Source organism: Pseudomonas sp. GW821-FHT09D08, assembly GCF_059416305.1.
The window spans coordinates 70396-87310 of sequence record NZ_JBWKOX010000007.1 but is presented as its reverse complement, the minus strand read 5'-3'; the positions used below and the strand labels follow the sequence as shown (position 1 = coordinate 87310).

General features: G+C 62.3%; 16 protein-coding genes. 8 read left to right on the top strand and 8 right to left on the bottom strand.

Features of this window, described 5'->3' with window-relative positions; all coding sequences use genetic code 11:
- The first annotated feature begins 9 nt into the window (after positions 1–9).
- Positions 10–5232: a dermonecrotic toxin domain-containing protein gene (locus AC07OP_RS14740; protein WP_495102808.1), complete on the top strand. Its 5223-nt coding sequence runs from the start codon at positions 10–12 to the stop codon at positions 5230–5232.
- On the opposite strand, the gene AC07OP_RS14735 is transcribed toward AC07OP_RS14740, so the two are convergent.
- From AC07OP_RS14735 to AC07OP_RS14725, 3 genes are all read right to left on the bottom strand, one after another.
- Complete coding sequence (locus AC07OP_RS14735) at positions 5207–5848, bottom strand: LysE family translocator (RefSeq protein ID WP_027603921.1); 642 nt, start codon at positions 5846–5848, stop codon at positions 5207–5209. The two genes, AC07OP_RS14740 and AC07OP_RS14735, sit on opposite strands and share 26 nt — an antisense overlap.
- A gap of 14 nt (positions 5849–5862) precedes the next feature.
- On the bottom strand, positions 5863–7209 hold the full coding sequence (locus AC07OP_RS14730; RefSeq protein ID WP_495102807.1) for an NCS2 family permease: 1347 nt from the start codon (positions 7207–7209) through the stop codon (positions 5863–5865).
- 191 nt (positions 7210–7400) lie between these two features.
- Positions 7401–7835, bottom strand: a complete 435-nt coding sequence (locus tag AC07OP_RS14725) for a MarR family winged helix-turn-helix transcriptional regulator (RefSeq protein ID WP_092355113.1) — start codon at positions 7833–7835, stop codon at positions 7401–7403.
- A gap of 81 nt (positions 7836–7916) precedes the next feature.
- Between AC07OP_RS14725 and AC07OP_RS14720 the strand changes: the two genes are divergently transcribed.
- Positions 7917–9083 carry an aminotransferase-like domain-containing protein gene (locus AC07OP_RS14720; RefSeq protein ID WP_495102806.1) on the top strand — a complete coding sequence of 389 codons (1167 nt, stop codon included), beginning with the start codon at positions 7917–7919 and terminating at the stop codon, positions 9081–9083.
- Between the two features lie 10 nt (positions 9084–9093).
- A complete protein-coding gene (locus AC07OP_RS14715) occupies positions 9094–9696 on the top strand; it encodes a glutathione S-transferase family protein (RefSeq protein ID WP_027603925.1) in 603 nt (200 codons plus the stop codon).
- 59 nt (positions 9697–9755) lie between these two features.
- Here the strand turns inward: AC07OP_RS14715 and AC07OP_RS14710 are convergent, their stop codons facing one another.
- Positions 9756–10652: a LysR family transcriptional regulator gene (locus tag AC07OP_RS14710; RefSeq protein WP_027603926.1), complete on the bottom strand. Its 897-nt coding sequence runs from the start codon at positions 10650–10652 to the stop codon at positions 9756–9758.
- Between the two features lie 130 nt (positions 10653–10782).
- On the opposite strand from AC07OP_RS14710, the gene AC07OP_RS14705 reads away from it, so the two are divergent.
- The 3 genes from AC07OP_RS14705 to AC07OP_RS14695 are packed head-to-tail and all read left to right on the top strand — an operon-like array spanning position 10783 to position 13719.
- Entirely contained in the window at positions 10783–12075 is a 1293-nt protein-coding gene (locus AC07OP_RS14705; protein WP_495102805.1) for a CitMHS family transporter, read from the top strand.
- A gap of 1 nt (position 12076) precedes the next feature.
- Positions 12077–13402 carry an acyclic terpene utilization AtuA family protein gene (locus AC07OP_RS14700; protein WP_495102804.1) on the top strand — a complete coding sequence of 442 codons (1326 nt, stop codon included), beginning with the start codon at positions 12077–12079 and terminating at the stop codon, positions 13400–13402.
- Positions 13399–13719, top strand: a complete 321-nt coding sequence (locus tag AC07OP_RS14695) for an AtuA-related protein (protein ID WP_027603929.1) — start codon at positions 13399–13401, stop codon at positions 13717–13719. Before AC07OP_RS14700 ends, AC07OP_RS14695 begins: the two co-directional genes overlap by 4 nt.
- 46 nt (positions 13720–13765) lie before the next feature.
- Here AC07OP_RS14695 and AC07OP_RS14690 read toward each other — a convergent pair whose 3' ends face one another.
- Positions 13766–14137 carry a glutathione S-transferase N-terminal domain-containing protein gene (locus tag AC07OP_RS14690; RefSeq protein ID WP_027603930.1) on the bottom strand — a complete coding sequence of 124 codons (372 nt, stop codon included), beginning with the start codon at positions 14135–14137 and terminating at the stop codon, positions 13766–13768.
- A 101-nt stretch (positions 14138–14238) separates the two neighbouring features.
- Entirely contained in the window at positions 14239–14784 is a 546-nt protein-coding gene (folE, locus tag AC07OP_RS14685; RefSeq protein WP_019826593.1) for a GTP cyclohydrolase I FolE, read from the bottom strand.
- A gap of 176 nt (positions 14785–14960) precedes the next feature.
- Between folE and AC07OP_RS14680 the strand changes: the two genes are divergently transcribed.
- Entirely contained in the window at positions 14961–15692 is a 732-nt protein-coding gene (locus AC07OP_RS14680; protein WP_495102803.1) for a zeta toxin family protein, read from the top strand.
- Entirely contained in the window at positions 15689–15877 is a 189-nt protein-coding gene (locus AC07OP_RS14675) for a hypothetical protein (RefSeq protein ID WP_065926615.1), read from the top strand. The genes AC07OP_RS14680 and AC07OP_RS14675 overlap by 4 nt, the downstream gene beginning before the upstream one ends.
- Before the next feature lie 52 nt (positions 15878–15929).
- On the opposite strand, the gene AC07OP_RS14670 is transcribed toward AC07OP_RS14675, so the two are convergent.
- Positions 15930–16487: a Smr/MutS family protein gene (locus AC07OP_RS14670; RefSeq protein ID WP_016976371.1), complete on the bottom strand. Its 558-nt coding sequence runs from the start codon at positions 16485–16487 to the stop codon at positions 15930–15932.
- A gap of 75 nt (positions 16488–16562) precedes the next feature.
- Positions 16563–16883 carry a hypothetical protein gene (locus AC07OP_RS14665; RefSeq protein ID WP_027603931.1) on the bottom strand — a complete coding sequence of 107 codons (321 nt, stop codon included), beginning with the start codon at positions 16881–16883 and terminating at the stop codon, positions 16563–16565.
- Positions 16884–16915 lie beyond the last annotated feature (32 nt).

Here is a 16915-nt window from a genome sequence, read left to right as displayed (position 1 = left end):
GATACCGCCGTGACTTCACCTACCGATCCCGATATGACCGACGACGATGCGTTGCAGGCCATGCGTCGCCAACTGACGCGGTCCATCAACCGCAGCCCCCATCCCAGCCTGTTGATCAATTGGCTGGCCATTGCCGACCTGCGCTGCGCCCAGTCGGCCAAACACCAGTCCCGCCTGATCCTGCATGCGCCCAAGGTGCTGCGGGTGATTCGCGCCGAGCTGCGCAAGGCCTTTGGCCTGGACCCGGACGGCCTGCTCTTCACCGAACCCAAGCCGCCGGCAGCCGCGCAGCAGGTCGACAGTCTGACCGATCGCGCGCTACGGCTGATGGTGTTGCCTGCGGTGCCGATCAACCTCAATCAGTTCACGGCTGTCAGCCTCAAGACCGAACCGGCACGCCAGCTGCCGTTTACGCCGCTGGAGGCGTTGCGCCGGGTGATTGCGCTCAACCTTTCGGCTCGACTTGCCCAGGTGCACAGCGCCTATTGGCAGGCGCTGGTGCCGGGTTCCTGGCTGACGCGCCAGGAGCGCTGGGCGGCTTTGCACAAGCAGCAGTTCGCCGACCAGGCCTTTGTGGCGCGGCAGTTGGACGAGCTGTCGGAGGGGGCGATGGGCATGGTCCAGGCGCTGGCGGACGCTCCGACGGCCGAGGCGCGCCGACGCGCCGGTGAGCCATGGGCCAGCGTCCAGGCCAGTGAGTTGATGTGGCCGGGCGTGGGGCCGCGGCTGATGCCGATCCCCGGCGCCCTGCATATTTATCGCGAGGGCGACCCGGCGGGCCGGCCGCACGTGATGTACCTGCCGGGCGCCCGCCGCAACTACTACGAATATCCGTCGTTCGCCCACTTGCAGTGTGGCCTGGTGGCATTGATCAATGGCGCCTCGTTCGACGACCTCTGGCAGTGCCTGCCGCTGCGGCGCCGGCATGAGGTATGCCGGCCCGAAGACGCGGCGGCGGCGCCCGGACGCGGTGTGGCATTGAGGGGCGATGCGCTGGCATACAGCGCGCAGGCGGTGTTGGAGGGGCAATGGGAAAACGAGTTGGCCTGTGCGATGTCGATCAACCTTGCGCAGGTGTTTTCCGCCAGGCGCGAGCCGCTGGAGATGAATGCCGCGCGACTGCTCGCCTATATCGAACGCGCGCGCCGACACTGGGTGGGCAAGGCGCGCCTGGGCAGCCTTCGCCGGACGTTGCAGGGCTGGGATCAGCATCGGCGGCGCAAGGAAATCCTGTTCGCCAGCACCGCCGCGCACCTGCCCGTGAACACGGCGCTGCAACAGCTCAAACGGTATGAAAAAGGCCTGATGGCATTGCTCGATCCCCAGGACGTCGGGGCGGATACCCAGGCCTTTGACGATTTCGTCGTGCTGGCGCAGCGGCGCAAGGTGCACGCGGACACCCTGCACACGCTGCTGCACGGCGCGCAATTGCAACTGTTCGACCCCGCCTTCTGGAAGGCGCGCCCCGTCGGTCAAGCCAGGCGCCTGAACGCGCTCATCGACGGGTGGACTGCTGTGCTGCGTGCCGACATCCTCTTGCTGCATCGGCTGCAATTGATCCGCGCAGTCCATCGCGACCTGCTGGTGGATGTGCTGGATACGCCGCTGGCCAGCAAGCGCGCCGGCAGCGATACCCGCGTGCTGTCCGTGCTGGTGGGCAGCGCCGACGCCTTTGAGCCTCTGCACAGCGTATTTGCGGTGACCCGCACCACGGCGCTCAACGATCCGCAACGACGGGTGCCGGTGATGCTGTGCGCGTTGGGGCGCGAGGGTGGCGTGGCGACGTTTGCCAGCCTCGAAGCCTTGTCCCAGGGCATCGAGGCCAGCCTCGACAGCCGTGATGGGTCTGTGCTGTGGCGCTACATCGAGCGGCCGCAGCGCAACGCCATACGTGAACAGGTGGCCAATCAAACCCTGGCGGTGCGCTATGAGGTCATCGAGGGTAATCCTGTCTTGCTTGCGCTCAAAAGGCTGATGAAGGGGTACCTGCGCCTGCAGCGCGGGTTTGAGGGCAGCGCGAATATTTTCAGTGAAACCCGGGATGTCCAGTTGACTCGCTTGCTGTTGGCCGTCGAGTTGGAGAAGCACCTCGACGCGCCGGTCAGCGATGCCCTGATTCAAGCACGGGCCCAGGTCGATCTGGTGCGCAAGGCGGCGGCAGCCAAACACAGATTGCCGAGCTGGCTGGCCGAGGCGACGGTGGCGCAACGCAACCGTTTCAAGTACCTGCAAAGCCGCTACCTGGGCAGCGTCCTGGCCTATGAAGAGCGCCTCGGGCAGCGTTTGCCGGATCTGCACAGCTTCGCCCGCCGCCTTTTGATTGCGCGCTTGCGTGAGGACGGCCTGCCGCCGCAACTGGACATCGACACTCCGTTTATCGAAATGCCCGACCGGGTCGATGGCCGCTTCTGCGGTTGGGAAAGCGGCTGTACGGTCGGCGATCGCAAGGAAGTCCTCGCGCCCAGTACTGAGCGTTCGCGCTTGAGCCTGCTGCAACTGGCACTGCACAACCTCGACCCGCAGATGATGTCCACCTGGTGGCGCTTCCGTTATGCCCAGTACCTGCAACCGGCCTGGCGGCAGCAACTGACCCCGCGTTACCTGATCGGCATGGTGTCCTCGCTGGATATTGGCGGGCGCTACGAAGCCTTGATCAATCGTGCGTTTTATGCCCCCGATGCCGCTGCGCACCGGCTGAGCGACGCACGTGTCCCGGAGCTGCTCAGGCGGGCCTTGCAGGCGGGTATCGAGGCGGATCTCCATTCGGCGATTCAGCAGGGGCTGACCGCGAGTGCACAACGTTTTTTCAACACGGCAATGGCGGCCCGTATGCCCGCGGATTTGCTTGCACACGGCGATCAGTTGCAACTGCACGTGGCGCATCTGGTGGGCCATACCCTGCAGCACGATCGCTATATCGCCGGCATCCTGCTGATTCACGACCTGTTGTCGCAACGCTGCGTGGTCTATTGGCCCAGTGCGCCGGATGCGCGGCACATTCATGAGTACGCCAGCCTGCAAGAGGCCCATGAGCACTTCAATCGTGTCGGGGCGTTGCCCGATTACGTCAGCGCCCTGGCCCGGCATGTTGCGCCGGGCTGGGCGTTTGAAGCCATCGCCCATCACCCGGGCCCGGTGCACGCGCAAGCCGGCTTTTTTCAGCCGAGTAATCTGCTGCCGGGCGCGATCATGCTGCAGGGGCTCTGGCGCGCGGCTGATTTCGTTCGCTCATTCAATATCAAGCACCTGGTGCCCGCGGCGCGTGTCGAGGAGATTGAACAGCAACTGCTTGAGCAAATCGCCAGCGACCCGCTGAACTGGCTGGCCTGGGTCCCGACGTCCCACGCCGATGCCCAGGCCCTGTTGTACCGGGCGCGGGTGCTTGAGTTGCACCGCCAGGCCCAGGCGCACAGTCAGTCCGGCCAGGCGCTGCAGCGCTACCGCGAACAGCGCCTGGAGGCGCAACGTGACACGCGTCGGCGGGCGTTGCTGTCGGTGGTGGTGCCGTTTTTCAGCTTGGGTAACCAGCTGTACGAGTTGCTGCTCACCTCGCGGCGTTATCACCGCTATGGTGATGCGCGCGATGCGGTGGATGTGGCGTTTGGCACGGTGTTTTTGACGATAGACCTGTTACTGACGTTTTTCCCCGGCCCCAAGCTGAAGCCGGGCACTGTGGCGAACCCGGCGGTCCGTTCCATGGGCGCCGGCTTGAATCGTATCCACCGCGCGAGCGTCTCGACGTTGGGCCGGGTCGCCCCATTGGAGCCGTCGCCATCGAGGGGCGCGCGCTTCAATCCCCTGGAGCGTTTCAAAACCCAGGGTGCGCCGCAGGAGGCCGTGGCGTTGAAGGGGCCGGGCGAAAAAGGCATCTACGTCAAACACGGCGAGTACTTCATGGTGGACGACACGCACCACTACCCGGTTTACCGACGTGGCGACGAAGCGTATTTCCGCCTGAAGAACCGGCAGGCGCCGGGCACCGATGAGTTGATCCTGACGGTCCATGAGCCCCGGGAGTGGCTGCTGGGGGCGGATGCACCCGTGGCCGGGCCGAGTTCGGCCACGCTCACCCCGTGGCCGGCACCTGCCCGAGCACCAGGCTGGCGACCGCCCACTGCACCGATGGCCACCCACAACCGTATTCTTCAGTCCTCCGCGCCGGCGGACTACTGGTTCAGTTGGCGTACCCAGGTGCCTGAAGCCCAGGCGACGAGTACACCGGCTTCCGGGGTGTTTCACGTGCATCTGGAACCGCCCGGTTTTCCCTACGACGCTATTTACATCGGCTCCAGGTATGACACCGCGACGCAATCGGGCGTTGGTTATTACCGGTTGCTTCACCAGGGGGATCACGCGCCGTTAAGCACGCTCGGCTTTATTGCCAGGAACGAGCCGCTGGTTTCAAAGGCCCAGGTGGATATCGAGCGCTGGACCGGCGGCGCGCTGCAGGAGCAGCCGATTCCGGTGTCGCGCCTGCCATCGGGGGAGTGGCAATTGCACGCGCCGTTGTTCGACGGGCCGCTGGAGCCACAGGTGGGCAGGGCGTTTCCGGGGATTACTCGGCAAAGCCAGGCGTCTGCGATTGCCAGGGTGATTGAGCTGGCCGATTCCTCGCGCTCGGTCACGGCCAGCCATTTGCTCAACCTGCGGGCCACCCTGGACAACTGGTTGACCCCCAACCCTGTGAAGTTGGGCCAGACCGATGATTTGCTCAACCTGCTGCGGCCCACGCCAACGCGGGGCGCCAATCTGTTCATTGGCTACGAAGGCAAGGCGCCGGGTTTCACCCGTGTCGATTTCAGTTCGCCGGTCGCCGTGGCGCCGCGACTCAAGGCCGGTGGTGCGCAGGTCTCCGAAGCACGCAAAACCCTGCAGCGGGAGGCCGTCAGGGCTGTACTGGAGCAGCAGGGCTTCCGCCTTCACGAATGGCGTGTGCGGCGCGGCAAGATCCTCGTGCCTGAACTGGTTGCCACCCATCCCCATTCGAACAACCTGTACTACGTGACCTATCAGTGGTTCGAGCGCGGTTCGGTGGCGTTGAACAAGCGGCTCACTGACCGCTGGCTCCAGGCAGCCATCCGTTCGCACCGGGATTCCGTCCTCGCCGCCACGGTCAGCGGGGCGATGGAGGAACAGCGCCTGGTTCGGATCGTCGCAGGCATCCAGTGGCCGGTGCTGGGGAACCTGGCGCCCAGCGTTTACTTCGTCAAACTGAGCCCACCCGTGCCTTGAGCAGCGAGGCGACGCCGGCGCAGCCGAACAGCGCGGCGCTGACGCGGTTGAACCAGTGTTGGCCGCTGCCGCTGCGCAGGTAGCGCGCAGCACCATGGGCGCCGAGGCCGTAGGCGAGTTTGCACAGCAGGTCGAGGAGCGTCCAGGTGGCGATCATGATCAGCAATTGCGGCAGGAACGGCTGCTGGCTGCTGAGGAACTGCGGCAGGAAGGCGGCGAAAAACAGAATGTCCTTGGGGTTGCTGGCCCCCAGCACAAAGGCGCGGCCGAACAACGCGCGAAAACGCGGCACCGGCGCCGCCTCCGGGACGGTCGCGCCGTGGGACGGCTGGCGCGATTGCTGCCAGCTCTGCCAGGCGAGGTAGAACAAATAGAGCGCGCCGACGATCTTCAACGCGCTGAAGAGTTGTTCCGAAGCCAGCAGCAATGCGCCCAGGCCCAGGGCCGACGCGCTCAACAGGCAGATCGAGGCAATCACCCCACCGAGAAATGCCGGGTACGAGCGGCGCAGGCCGTAGTTCAGGCTGTTGCTGATCATCAGCAACGACAGCGGCCCCGGGATCAGGATCACCACCAGCGCAGCGCCGCTGAACAGCAGCCAGGTTTCCAGACTCATTGCGTGCTCCTTTTCTATAGAAAGACGAACTTGGCGATAAAGATCGCGCACAACACCCACAGGCTTACGGAAATCTCGCGGTACTTGCCGGTGCCGGCCTTGAGCGCCACATAGGTGATAAAGCCCAGGGCGATACCGTCGGCGACCGAGAAGGTCAGGGGCATCATGATCGCAGTCACGATGGCCGGGATGCTGTCGGTGGCCTCATCCCAATTGATGTGGGCCATGCTTGCCATCATCAGCATCGCCACATAGATCAGCGCGCCGGCGGTGGCATAGGCCGGGATCATGCCCGCCAGCGGTGCGAAGAACATGGCCGCCACAAACAACACGCCGACCGTGACCGCCGTCAACCCGGTACGGCCGCCTGCGGCCACCCCGGCAGCGCTTTCCACGTAGCTGGTCACCGGCGGCACGCCCACCATGGCACCGAACACACTCGAAGCGCTGTCAGCCTTGAGGGCGCGGGACAGGTTATCGATCCTGCCGTCGGCGTTGACCAGCCCGGCGCGTTGCGCAACGCCCATCAGTGTACCCGCAGTGTCAAACATGTGCACAAACAGGAAGGCAAATACCACGCTGATCATGCTGATATTGAATACACCTTTTATGTCCATGGCCATCCAGGTCGGCGCCAGGCTCGGAGGTGTGGAGAGAATGCCGTTGTAGTGCACCAGGTCCAGGCCCCAGCCGGCCAGGGTCACGGCGATGATGCTGATGAGGATCGCGCCGAACACCCGGTGGTAGCTGAGGATCGCGATCAGCAGGAAACACACCGCCGCCAGCAGCGGCGCCGGCTCGTGCAGCGAACCGAGCTTGATCAGGGTGGCCGGGCTGTCGACGATGATGCCCGCGGTTTTCAGGCCGATCACCCCGAGGAACAGCCCGACACCAGCACCCATGGCGTGGCGCAGGCTCACCGGAATGCTGTTGAGCAGCCATTCACGCACCCGGGAAAGGGTCAGGCCCATGAACAGCACCCCGGAAATAAACACCGCACCCAGCGCGGTTTCCCAGTGGTAACCCATGGTGCCGACCACGGTGTAGGTGAAAAACGCATTCAGGCCCATGCCCGGCGCCAGGCCCACCGGCCAGTTGGCGTACAGGCCCATCAGCAGGCAACCCAGCGCGGCGGCGATGCAGGTGGCGACGAACGCAGCGCCGTGATCGATGCCGGCATCGGCCATGATGTTGGGGTTGACGAAGATGATGTAGGCCATGGTGATGAAGGTGGTGAGCCCGGCGATCAGCTCGGTCTTCACTGTGGTGCCATGCAGGCGCAGTTTGAACAGGCGTTCGAGCCAGCCGTTCTGTGAGGGGGCAAGGTCCAGCGGCGAGGCTTCGGATTTGCGGCTATCCACAGCGAGTACTCCTCAAGCATTTTATTGTTATGTCCAGCGCGGGGCGCTGTGAGGTACCGGCGGGTTTTGTTGACCGATAGGTCAGGAACTCGCACGAAGCGAATTATGCTTTTGTATACAAATAAAGCAAATAATGTTTTCTATTTTCTGCATGAAAAGGATGAAAGGCAAAGCCAGGGCGCCACCGAGGATCAAGGCTGGCCTGCAAGTGCCTGGTTGACTGCGAGCCAACCGTTTACCGCTTCTTCGCCCGCTTCGGCGAAGGCACGCTGCAACAGCTTCACCTGTTCACGGCGCAGCGACTGCTCGAAACGCAGGCCTTCCTCGGTCAACTCCAGCAGGCGTTTGCGCTTGTCGGTCTGCGACGCGACGCTGTCCACCAGGTGCATTTCCTGCAATTGGCGCAAGGGTATGTTCAGCGCCTGCTTGCTCACACCGAGCAGTTCCAGCAGTTGCTTGACGCTCAGCGCCGGGTAGCGCGCGATAAAAAACACGATGCGCTGGTGCACCCGGCTCAGGCCACGGCGTTCAAGCATTTCATCGGCCTTGGCAGTGAACGCCTGGTAACCAAAGAAGAACGCTTCCATGGCTTGTTGCTGGCTGCTTTGGTTTTTAAGGTCAAGCATGTTGACGTATCCGCTCAAGCTGTCGTAATTTCGGTCAACCAGTTTGACGTATTTCCCACAGGCTTCGCTAGCGGTGACCTTATGGCCTTCTCTGAACGTGTTACGCGCCTCAAAAGCTCCTTGATCCGTGAAATCCTCGCCGCAGCCCAGCGCCCGGAAGTGATGTCGTTCGCCGGTGGCCTGCCGGCCGAGGCCATGCTGCCCGCGCTGGACTGGGATGACATGCCGCTCAACATCGGCCAATACGGCATGAGCGAAGGCGAGCCGCAGTTGCGTGAACTGCTGGCCGCCGAAGCGCGTGCGTTGGGTGTGCCGTGCCAGGCCAGCCAGGTGCTGGTGGTCAGCGGTTCCCAGCAAACCCTGGACCTGGCGGCCAAGCTGTATATCGACAAAGGCACCAGGATCCTGCTGGAAGGCCCCACCTACCTGGCCGCCCTGCAGATCTTCCAGCTGTTCGGCGCCGATTGCCTCAGCGTGCAACTGGAAGCCGATGGTCCCGACCTGGCCAGCCTGCGCGCCAATCTCGAACGCCATCGCCCGGCGTTCATCTACCTGATCCCGACGTTCCAGAACCCTTCGGCCGTGCGCTACAGCGAAGCCAAGCGCGAGGCCGTCGCCGCTTTGCTCGATGAGTTCGGCGTGACCCTGATCGAAGACGAACCCTATCGCGAGCTGACCTTCGACGGCGGCAGTGCGCAGCCCATCGTCGGCCGCTTGAAAAAAGCCAGCTGGATCTACACCGGCACGGTCTCCAAGACCTTGCTGCCCGGCCTGCGCGTGGGGTACCTGATCGCCAGCCCGGACCTGTTCCCGCACCTGCTCAAGCTCAAGCAATCGGCGGACCTGCACACCAATCGCGTCGGCCAGTGGCAGGCCATGCAGTGGATCGGCACGCAGAAATACCAGCAACACCTGGTGGAACTGCGCAGTTTCTACCGCGAGCGCCGCGACGCATTCCAGGCTGCATTACAACGCCACTTCAGCGAACTGGCCGACTGGCAAGTGCCCCAGGGCGGATTATTCTTCTGGCTGACCTTGAAACAGCCGCTCGATACCCGCACTTTGTTGGCACCTGCGCTCGATCAGGACGTCGCGTTCATGCCCGGTGAACCGTTCTTTTCCGAGCCGGACCAGCATTTAGGCTCACTGCGACTCAATTTCAGCCATATCGACCCGGCCCGCCTGGACGAAGGGCTCAAACGCCTGGCCGCGGTGGTCCGTCAAGCACAGCACGCGCAAGCGGCATAAGGGGAGCCCCATGTACAAGGTTTATGGCGATTACAAGTCGGGCAACTGCTACAAGGTCAAATTGATGCTCAACCTGCTGGGCATCCCGTATCAATGGGTGGATATCGACATCCTCAACGGCGATACCGAGACCCCTGAATTCCTGGCCAAGAACCCCAACGGCAAGATCCCGGTGCTGGAACTGGAAGATGGCACCTGCCTGTGGGAGTCCAACGCGATCCTCAACTTCCTTGCCGATGGCAGCGAATTCCTGCCCACCGAACCGCGCCTGCGCACGCAAGTGCTGCAGTGGCAGTTTTTCGAGCAGTACAGCCATGAGCCCTACATTGCGGTGGCGCGGTTTATCCAGTTCTACCTGAACATGCCGGAAGATCGCCTGGAGGAATACAAGACCACCCACAAGCGTGGTTACAAGGCTCTGAAGGTCATGGAGCGTCAGCTGCAAACCACGCCATACCTGGTGGGCGAGCAGTATTCGATTGCCGATATTGCGCTGTATGCCTACACCCATGTAGCCCATGAAGGTGGGTTTGACCTGACGCCTTACCCGGCGGTGCAGGCCTGGTTGAAGCGCGTGGCCAGCCATCCCAGGCATGTGGCCATGCTCGACTGATCACCACGGTCAAAAACGGTGGGAGGGCGGTGCGACGATTCGACTTGCCCCTCCCACATTCAGCTCGATGCCGTGCCAGATAATTCATCGTTCAGCAGGTCGAAACAGCGCTGCGCCGCCGGGCTCAATCCCATCCCGCTACGACTGATCAAGCCGATCTCGCGGTTCACCCCGGGATGATCGATATGGATGCGCTTCAACCCCTCCAGGCTGTCCGCCGCCGACTCCGGCAGTACGCTGATCCCCAGCCCCTGACGCACCAGCGCCAGCACCGTCGACATGTAGTTGGCCTCCATCCCGGCGTTCATCGTCAACCGCGTCTCATCGAACAGCCCATCCACTTGCTCGCGTACGCTGCTGTCGCGGCCGGTAAGGATGATCGGCTGGTCCGCCAGTTGCTCCAGGGTCAATTGGCGATGGTGGGCGAGGGGGTGATCCAGCGGTACGAACGCACACAATCGATCATTCAGCACCGGGGTGAACTCCAGGCCATGGCTTAGCCGCGCCCGTACGCCAATACCGAAATCCACTTCGCCTGCGCGCACCTGGGCATGAATGCGATGGGCCACCAGGTCCTGCAGGCGTACTTCGATCCCGGCAAAACGCTCGCGAAACAGACGCAGGGCCGGGGGCAGGGCGCCGGCGCAGACCGACGGCAGGGCCGCGAGGGTGACCACGCCACGGCGCAAGGCCGCGAGGTCGCGGGAGCCGGTGACGATGTTGTCCAGGTCCAGCAGCAGTTTTTCCATCGGCCCGCGCGCGTCCTGGCCGGCAGCGGTGATGCTCACATGCCGGGGGCTGCGGTCGAGCAGGGCGACGCCGAGCCAGTCTTCGAGTTGTTGCACCTGCACGGTGAGTGCCGAAGGCGAAAGATGCAGCTCATGGGCGGCCTTGATAAAGCTGCCGGTGCGGGCCACCGCAAGGAACGCCTGAATGTGCTGGATCGAATTTTTCATTGTTGTTGTTCTCGAGCGTTTTGTTTTTACGAACATGACTGGCTGAACATTCCAATTTACAAAGAGTAACGCGCTTCCAATACTCCAGGGAAAACAATAACCGGCCACCAAGGCCGCTCTGGAGTAACCCATGCTCGCAACCCTGGGTGTCATTACCATCCTGTGCCTGCTCGCTGCCGTCATGAGCAAACGCCTTTCGCCACTGGTGGCCCTGATCGCCTTGCCGATCATCGCCGCGCTGCTCGGTGGGTTCGGCCTGCAAACCAGTGCCTTCATCATTACCGGCATCAAGAACGTCGCCCCCGTGGTGGGCATGTTCGTGTTCGCGATCCTGTTTTTCGGGATCATGACCGATGCCGGCATGCTCGATCCCATCATTGATCGCATCCTGCGCACGGTAGGGACACGTCCTACACGGATTGTCGTTGGGACTGCGACCCTCGCCCTGTTGGTGCACCTGGACGGTTCCGGTGCCGTGACCTTTCTGGTGACGGTGCCGGCGATGCTGCCGTTGTATACGCGGCTGGGCATCGATAAACGCATCCTCGCCTGTGTCTGCGCGATGGCCGCCGGGGTCAATTTCCTGCCGTGGACCGGCCCGGTGCTGCGCTCTTCGGCGGCCTTGCACGTGCCGGTGGCGGACCTGTTCCAGCCGCTGATCCCGGTGCAGATCGTCGGGCTGATCTTCGTCTTCGCCTGCGCCTGGTGGCTCGGCCGGCGAGAAGAAAGACGCCTGGGCCTGGGCGCCGGCTCCAGCGTGGACGCCGTGCCGCAACGGGTGCTCAGCGACGACGACATCAAGCTGCGCCGCCCCCGCCTGTTCTGGGTCAACCTGATCCTGACCGTGCTGGTCATGGTGGTGATGATCGCCGGCTGGGTCGACCCGGTGGTGATGTTCATGCTCGGCACCGTGGTAGCGCTGTGCATCAACTACCCGAACGTGGACGCCCAACGCGCCCGCATCGATGCCCATGCGAAAACCGCCCTGACCATGGCCAGTATCCTGCTCGCCGCCGGGGTGTTCACCGGCATCATGCAAGGCACCGGCATGCTCAAGGCCATCGCTGAAGTGGCGGTGGCGCAGATTCCGGCGGGCCACGGCAAGTTGATTCCGGCGGTGGTGGGCTTTTTGTCCATGCCGCTGAGCATGCTGTTCGACCCCGATTCCTATTATTTCGGCGTGATGCCGGTGATCGCCGAAGTCGGCAAGGCCCTGGGCGTCGACCCGCTGCAAGTGGCCCAGGCGTCGTTACTGGGTGTGCACACCACCGGTTTCCCGGTCAGCCCGCTGACCCCGGCGACCTTCCTGTTGGTGGGCCTGTGTAAGATCGAATTGGCCGATCACCAGCGCTTCACCATCCCTTTTCTGTTTGCCGCGTCGGTGTTGATGACCCTGACCGCGTTGCTCCTGGGAGTGATTTGAGATGAAAACCTTGCGCATCGGTTCCGGTGCCGGCTATTCCGGCGACCGTATCGAACCTGCCGTGGAACTGGCCGAGCTGGGCGACCTGGATTACCTGGTGTTCGAGTGTCTGGCCGAACGCACCATCGCCTTGGCACAACAGGCACGAATCAGCGATCCACAGGGGGGTTATGACCCGCTGCTCAGTGAGCGCATGCGCCGGGTGTTGCCCTTTGTCGGCCAGCATGAAGGGCGCCGCCGCCTGCGGGTGATCACCAATATGGGCGCGGCCAACCCGGTGTCGGCGGCGCTTGAAGTGCGGCGGATTGCCCATGAGCTGGGCCTGGCCCTCAAGGTGGTGGCGGTGGTCGGCGATGACGTGCTGGACGTCTTGCGCCCCGAGCAAGTACTGGATAACGGCCGGACCGTGGGTTCACTCGGCAAGCGACTGATTTCCGCGAATGCCTACCTGGGCGTCGACGGCATTCTTGATGCCTTGCGCGCCGACGCCGATGTGGTGATCACCGGGCGGGTGGCCGACCCGTCGCTGTTCCTGGCGCCGCAGATGTTTGCGTTCGGCTGGGCAGCGGATGATTGGCAGCGCCTGGGGCGCGGCACGTTGGTCGGGCATCTGCTGGAGTGTGCCGGGCAGGTCAGCGGCGGCTATTTTGCCGATCCCGGTTTCAAGGATGTGGATGACCTCGCACGCCTGGGCTTTCCGTTGGCTGAAATCGATGCCGAGGGTGAGGCCGTGATCACCAAGGTGGCAGGCTCCGGTGGGCGGGTCAGTCGTGCCACCTGCACCGAGCAGTTGATCTACGAAGTGCATGATCCTGCGGCGTATCTCACCCCGGACGTGACTGCCGATTTTTCCCAGGTGGGGTTTGATGAGGAGGGCGTTGATCGGGTACGTGCCCACGGTGCTGCTGGCCGCGCACGGCCCGAGCAGTTGAAGGTGAGCGTCGGTTACCTGGATGGCTGGATTGGCGAAGGGCAAATGTCCTACGGCGGTCCCGGCGCGGTCGCACGGGCGCAGCTGGCGCGGGATGTCGTACTCAAGCGTTTGCAACTGATGGGTGTGAAGATGCAGGACGTACGCGCCGAACTGATCGGCATGGACTCGCTGCACGGTCCGCGCAGCAGCGTAGAGCCCTGGGAAGTGCGCCTGCGCGTGGCGGCCCGCTGTGAAGACCGCAGTGAAGCGGTGCGAGTCGGCAATGAAGTGGAAACCCTCTACACCAACGGCCCGTCCGGCGGCGGCGGTGCCAGCAAGAGCGTACGGCAGGTGGTGGCGGTGGCGTCATTGCTGCTGCTCCGTGACGCGGTCAACCCGAGGATCGAAGCATGAAACTGCACACGCTGGCCCATTCCCGTACCGGCGACAAGGGCGACACCTCGAACATTTCGATCATTGCTTACCGAGCCGAGGATTATCTGCTGTTGTGTGAACAGCTTACCGCCGAGCGCGTGGCCGACTTTTTTGCCGGCCTGCTGGAGCCGGACGCGGCCCCGGTGCGGCGCTATGAACTGCCGAATGTGCAGGCGCTGAACTTCGTACTGCCGGGGATATTGCGCGGCGGCGTAACCCGCTCGCTGGCACTGGATGCCCATGGCAAGTGCCTCGGCTCGGCGCTGCTCGATCTCGATTTGGCACTACTGGACTAACTCTGGGAGGGACTTGCCCCTCCCACAGTGAATCTGCCCAGGTCTGTCAGATCGCGGCGAAACGCTTGTCCAGGTAATCGATGATCACCTTGGAGTCATACATCCAGGTGGTCTGGCCATTCTCTTCGATACGCAGGCACGGCACCTTGATCTTGCCGCCTTGCTCCAGCAGGGTCTGGCGGTCCTGCTCGTTGTTCTTCGCATCCTTCAGCGCCACCGGCACATTCAGGCGGTGCAGGGTGCGGCGGGTCTTCACGCAGAACGGGCAGGCGTGGAATTGATACAGGGTCAGGTCCTTGGCCGCTGCGTTCACCTGCGCCTGTTGTTCGGCAGGGCGCTGCTTTTTGCGCGGGCGGGTAAGGAAGTCGCCGGCGATGATGACGTGGCCGAGGCCCACTCGAAGTGCTTTGACGAACATGGCTGAAACCTCTTGCCCATGAAGAAGGGGCCGCAGCTTACCTCAATTTTGCAGGCGAAAAAAAACCGGCGATGAACGCCGGTTTTTCCCTACCCAGCCTGTTACTTGATCAGGCTGAGGAATTCACTGCGGGTGGCCGCGTTTTCGCGGAACTCACCCAGCATCACCGAAGTGATCATCGACGAATTCTGTTTCTCCACACCGCGCATCATCATGCACATGTGCTTGGCTTCGATCACCACGGCCACGCCCAGGGCACCGGTCACTTGCATCACCGCATCGGCGATCTGGCGGCTGAGGTTTTCCTGGATCTGCAGGCGGCGCGCATACATGTCGACAATCCGCGCGACCTTCGACAGGCCCAGCACCTTGCCGCTCGGGATATACGCCACATGCGCCTTGCCGATAAACGGCAGCAGGTGGTGTTCGCACAGCGAGTACAACTCGATGTCCTTGACCAGCACCATTTCGCTGTTGTCGGAGCTGAACAAGGCACCGTTGGTGACTTCTTCGAGTGTCTGTTCATAGCCGCGGCAAAGGTACTGCATCGCCTTGGCGGCACGCTTGGGCGTGTCGAGCAGGCCCTCGCGGGAGACGTCCTCGCCGAGTTGGCCGAGGATCGCGGTGTAGTTTTGTTCCAATGTCACAGGACTGTTTCCGTATGGGTTTCAGAACGGTACGGTGTATGCCTGTACCAATGTGAAGCGCTGCCCGGCGCGCGACAGCGGCGGGTGATGTGGCGCACATAGTAGCGTAGGTGCGCCGACAGTTGTATTCCCGGACGATACCGATGTTAGAGTCGGCCTCCGTTGAGGAGGACGTGATGACCCCGCTGGAGCGAAGTATTTCTGAGCGCGCCCTGATCTTTGCCAAAGCAAATCGGACCCGCATTGCCCGTGAACTTGCCTGCCTGACTAAGTACCCAGGTGAAAATTATCCGGTTTCAGTGTTTATGGCGGGCTCGCCTGGTGCCGGCAAGACAGAAGTGTCCAAATCATTTATTCGCTTGATGGAGGAGGGGGGATCCAGTGCATTGCGAATCGACCCAGATGACTTCAGGGAATACTTTCCTGACTACACAGGCGCAAACTCCAGTCTTTTTCAACGTGGCGTAACTGTTATGGTGGAGAGGACCGTCGACCTGGTTTATCAGCAGCGTCAGTCTTTCCTGTTGGACGGAACGCTGGCCAACTTTGCCGTGGCTCGGAAAAATATCCAGCGCGCCCTTGATAAGGAAAACCGGTCTGCACAGGTTATCTACGTCTACCAGAAGCCTGAGTTGGCGTGGGAATTTGTGTTGGCACGGGAGACTGTTGAGGGGCGAAACATTCCTTGCAAAGAGTTCATTCGCCAGTTTTATGCATCAAAAACGACGGTGTGCGGATTGAAACGTGTGTTTCTGGGGCGTCTTCAAGTCGATGTTCTCATCAAGGACACTGATGGCGGGGCGTCGTACATCGGCATCGACCTATCGGCTGAGGAAATTGACGAACTCGTTATACAGCCCTACCATCCTGATCAACTTGAGCAAATTTTGACCGGAGTAGCCTTATGAAAGGCGAAATTACGGAAGTCGTAGAAAAATATTCATCCACCACCATGTCAGATTTTTTTCGAAGTGGTTCGGTAGAAGAAAAACGTGCTGTTTACAGAAGCGCAGCCGATACTGCGATCACCATGCAAAAGGCAGTGATCTCGCTGGCGAAAGAGAAAAAAGCGAAAGAACTTTTCGACAACTGACGTTACTGGCAATACCACAATAGCCCAGCTCAATTGCTGGGCTTTTTATTCCTTATTCGTCGCGCCCTTCCATCATCGTGCGCTTGAGCATCACATACACCGCACCCGCGCCCCCATGACGGGCCTGGCACGAGGTAAAGCCGAGCACCTGGGCATGCTGGCGCAGCCAGGTGTTGACGTGGCTCTTGATCATCGGCCGTTTGCCGTCCAAGCGCACCGCCTTGCCATGGGTGACGCGCACGCAGCGGATTTCGAACTTGGTGGCTTCGGCGAGGAAGGCCCACAGGGTTTCCCGGGCTTTTTCCACGTTCATGCCGTGCAGGTCGAGGCTGCCTTCGAACGGGATCTGACCGGCCTTGAGCTTGCGCATCTGGCTTTCCTGTACGCCGTCGCGGGCCCACATCAGCTCGTCTTCGGGGCCGACATCGATCACGAACTGGTCTGACAGACCATCTACGGTGGTGGCATCGGTGCGCACGGTAGCAGCCTGGCGCAGCTTGGCGATCTGCGCGCGGTCGGCCTTGGGTTTGCCGGTGTCGGCGCGGTCGTGCTTGATCGGCTTGACGCCGCGCAGCTCGTTTTTGAACAGGGAAAAATCGTCGTCTTGCATGTCAGCCTCCGCGAAGGGCGGGCAGTTTACCTAAATCGCGGCGGCCGGGGCGCAGGAAACGCTATCCAAGCGCCATCAGTCGTGCTTTTTCATCAGGTGCGAGGCGATGTTCAGTGACAACGGCTGGCGCATCTTCCGACGGCTGCGGCGCCACAGCCACACGCCCAGCCACAGTACCAGCAGCCCGATCCCCAACAGAATCGCCGAGCCGCCAGGGCTGGCATTCAGTTCGCCAAGGGCCGGCGAGTGGCCAAACAAACCGGCGCCACCAGCGCCGGTCAACAGCAAACCTACTACCGCCAGCAGCGCGGCAATGCCGGCCACCAGGCGCAGACGCCAGTTGCTCGGGCCCTTGGGGCGCAAGCGACGAGCGTCAAAACCATCGGATATCTTCATTCCGACCTTTCCTCCAGGGTATCGGCCCTTCG

What these genes read in the sequence shown, in the direction of transcription:
- AC07OP_RS14680 (WP_495102803.1), top strand. Translation starts at nt 14,961, where the DNA reads ATGACCCCGCTGGAGCGAAGTATTTCTGAGCGCGCCCTGATCTTTGCC.
- AC07OP_RS14705 (WP_495102805.1), top strand. Translation starts at nt 10,783, where the DNA reads ATGCTCGCAACCCTGGGTGTCATTACCATCCTGTGCCTGCTCGCTGCC.
- AC07OP_RS14725 (WP_092355113.1), bottom strand. Translation starts at nt 7,835, where the DNA reads ATGCTTGACCTTAAAAACCAAAGCAGCCAGCAACAAGCCATGGAAGCG.
- AC07OP_RS14675 (WP_065926615.1), top strand. Translation starts at nt 15,689, where the DNA reads ATGAAAGGCGAAATTACGGAAGTCGTAGAAAAATATTCATCCACCACC.
- AC07OP_RS14665 (WP_027603931.1), bottom strand. Translation starts at nt 16,883, where the DNA reads ATGAAGATATCCGATGGTTTTGACGCTCGTCGCTTGCGCCCCAAGGGC.
- AC07OP_RS14670 (WP_016976371.1), bottom strand. Translation starts at nt 16,487, where the DNA reads ATGCAAGACGACGATTTTTCCCTGTTCAAAAACGAGCTGCGCGGCGTC.
- AC07OP_RS14715 (WP_027603925.1), top strand. Translation starts at nt 9,094, where the DNA reads ATGTACAAGGTTTATGGCGATTACAAGTCGGGCAACTGCTACAAGGTC.
- AC07OP_RS14720 (WP_495102806.1), top strand. Translation starts at nt 7,917, where the DNA reads ATGGCCTTCTCTGAACGTGTTACGCGCCTCAAAAGCTCCTTGATCCGT.
- AC07OP_RS14700 (WP_495102804.1), top strand. Translation starts at nt 12,077, where the DNA reads ATGAAAACCTTGCGCATCGGTTCCGGTGCCGGCTATTCCGGCGACCGT.
- AC07OP_RS14690 (WP_027603930.1), bottom strand. Translation starts at nt 14,137, where the DNA reads ATGTTCGTCAAAGCACTTCGAGTGGGCCTCGGCCACGTCATCATCGCC.
- AC07OP_RS14710 (WP_027603926.1), bottom strand. Translation starts at nt 10,652, where the DNA reads ATGAAAAATTCGATCCAGCACATTCAGGCGTTCCTTGCGGTGGCCCGC.
- AC07OP_RS14735 (WP_027603921.1), bottom strand. Translation starts at nt 5,848, where the DNA reads ATGAGTCTGGAAACCTGGCTGCTGTTCAGCGGCGCTGCGCTGGTGGTG.
- AC07OP_RS14695 (WP_027603929.1), top strand. Translation starts at nt 13,399, where the DNA reads ATGAAACTGCACACGCTGGCCCATTCCCGTACCGGCGACAAGGGCGAC.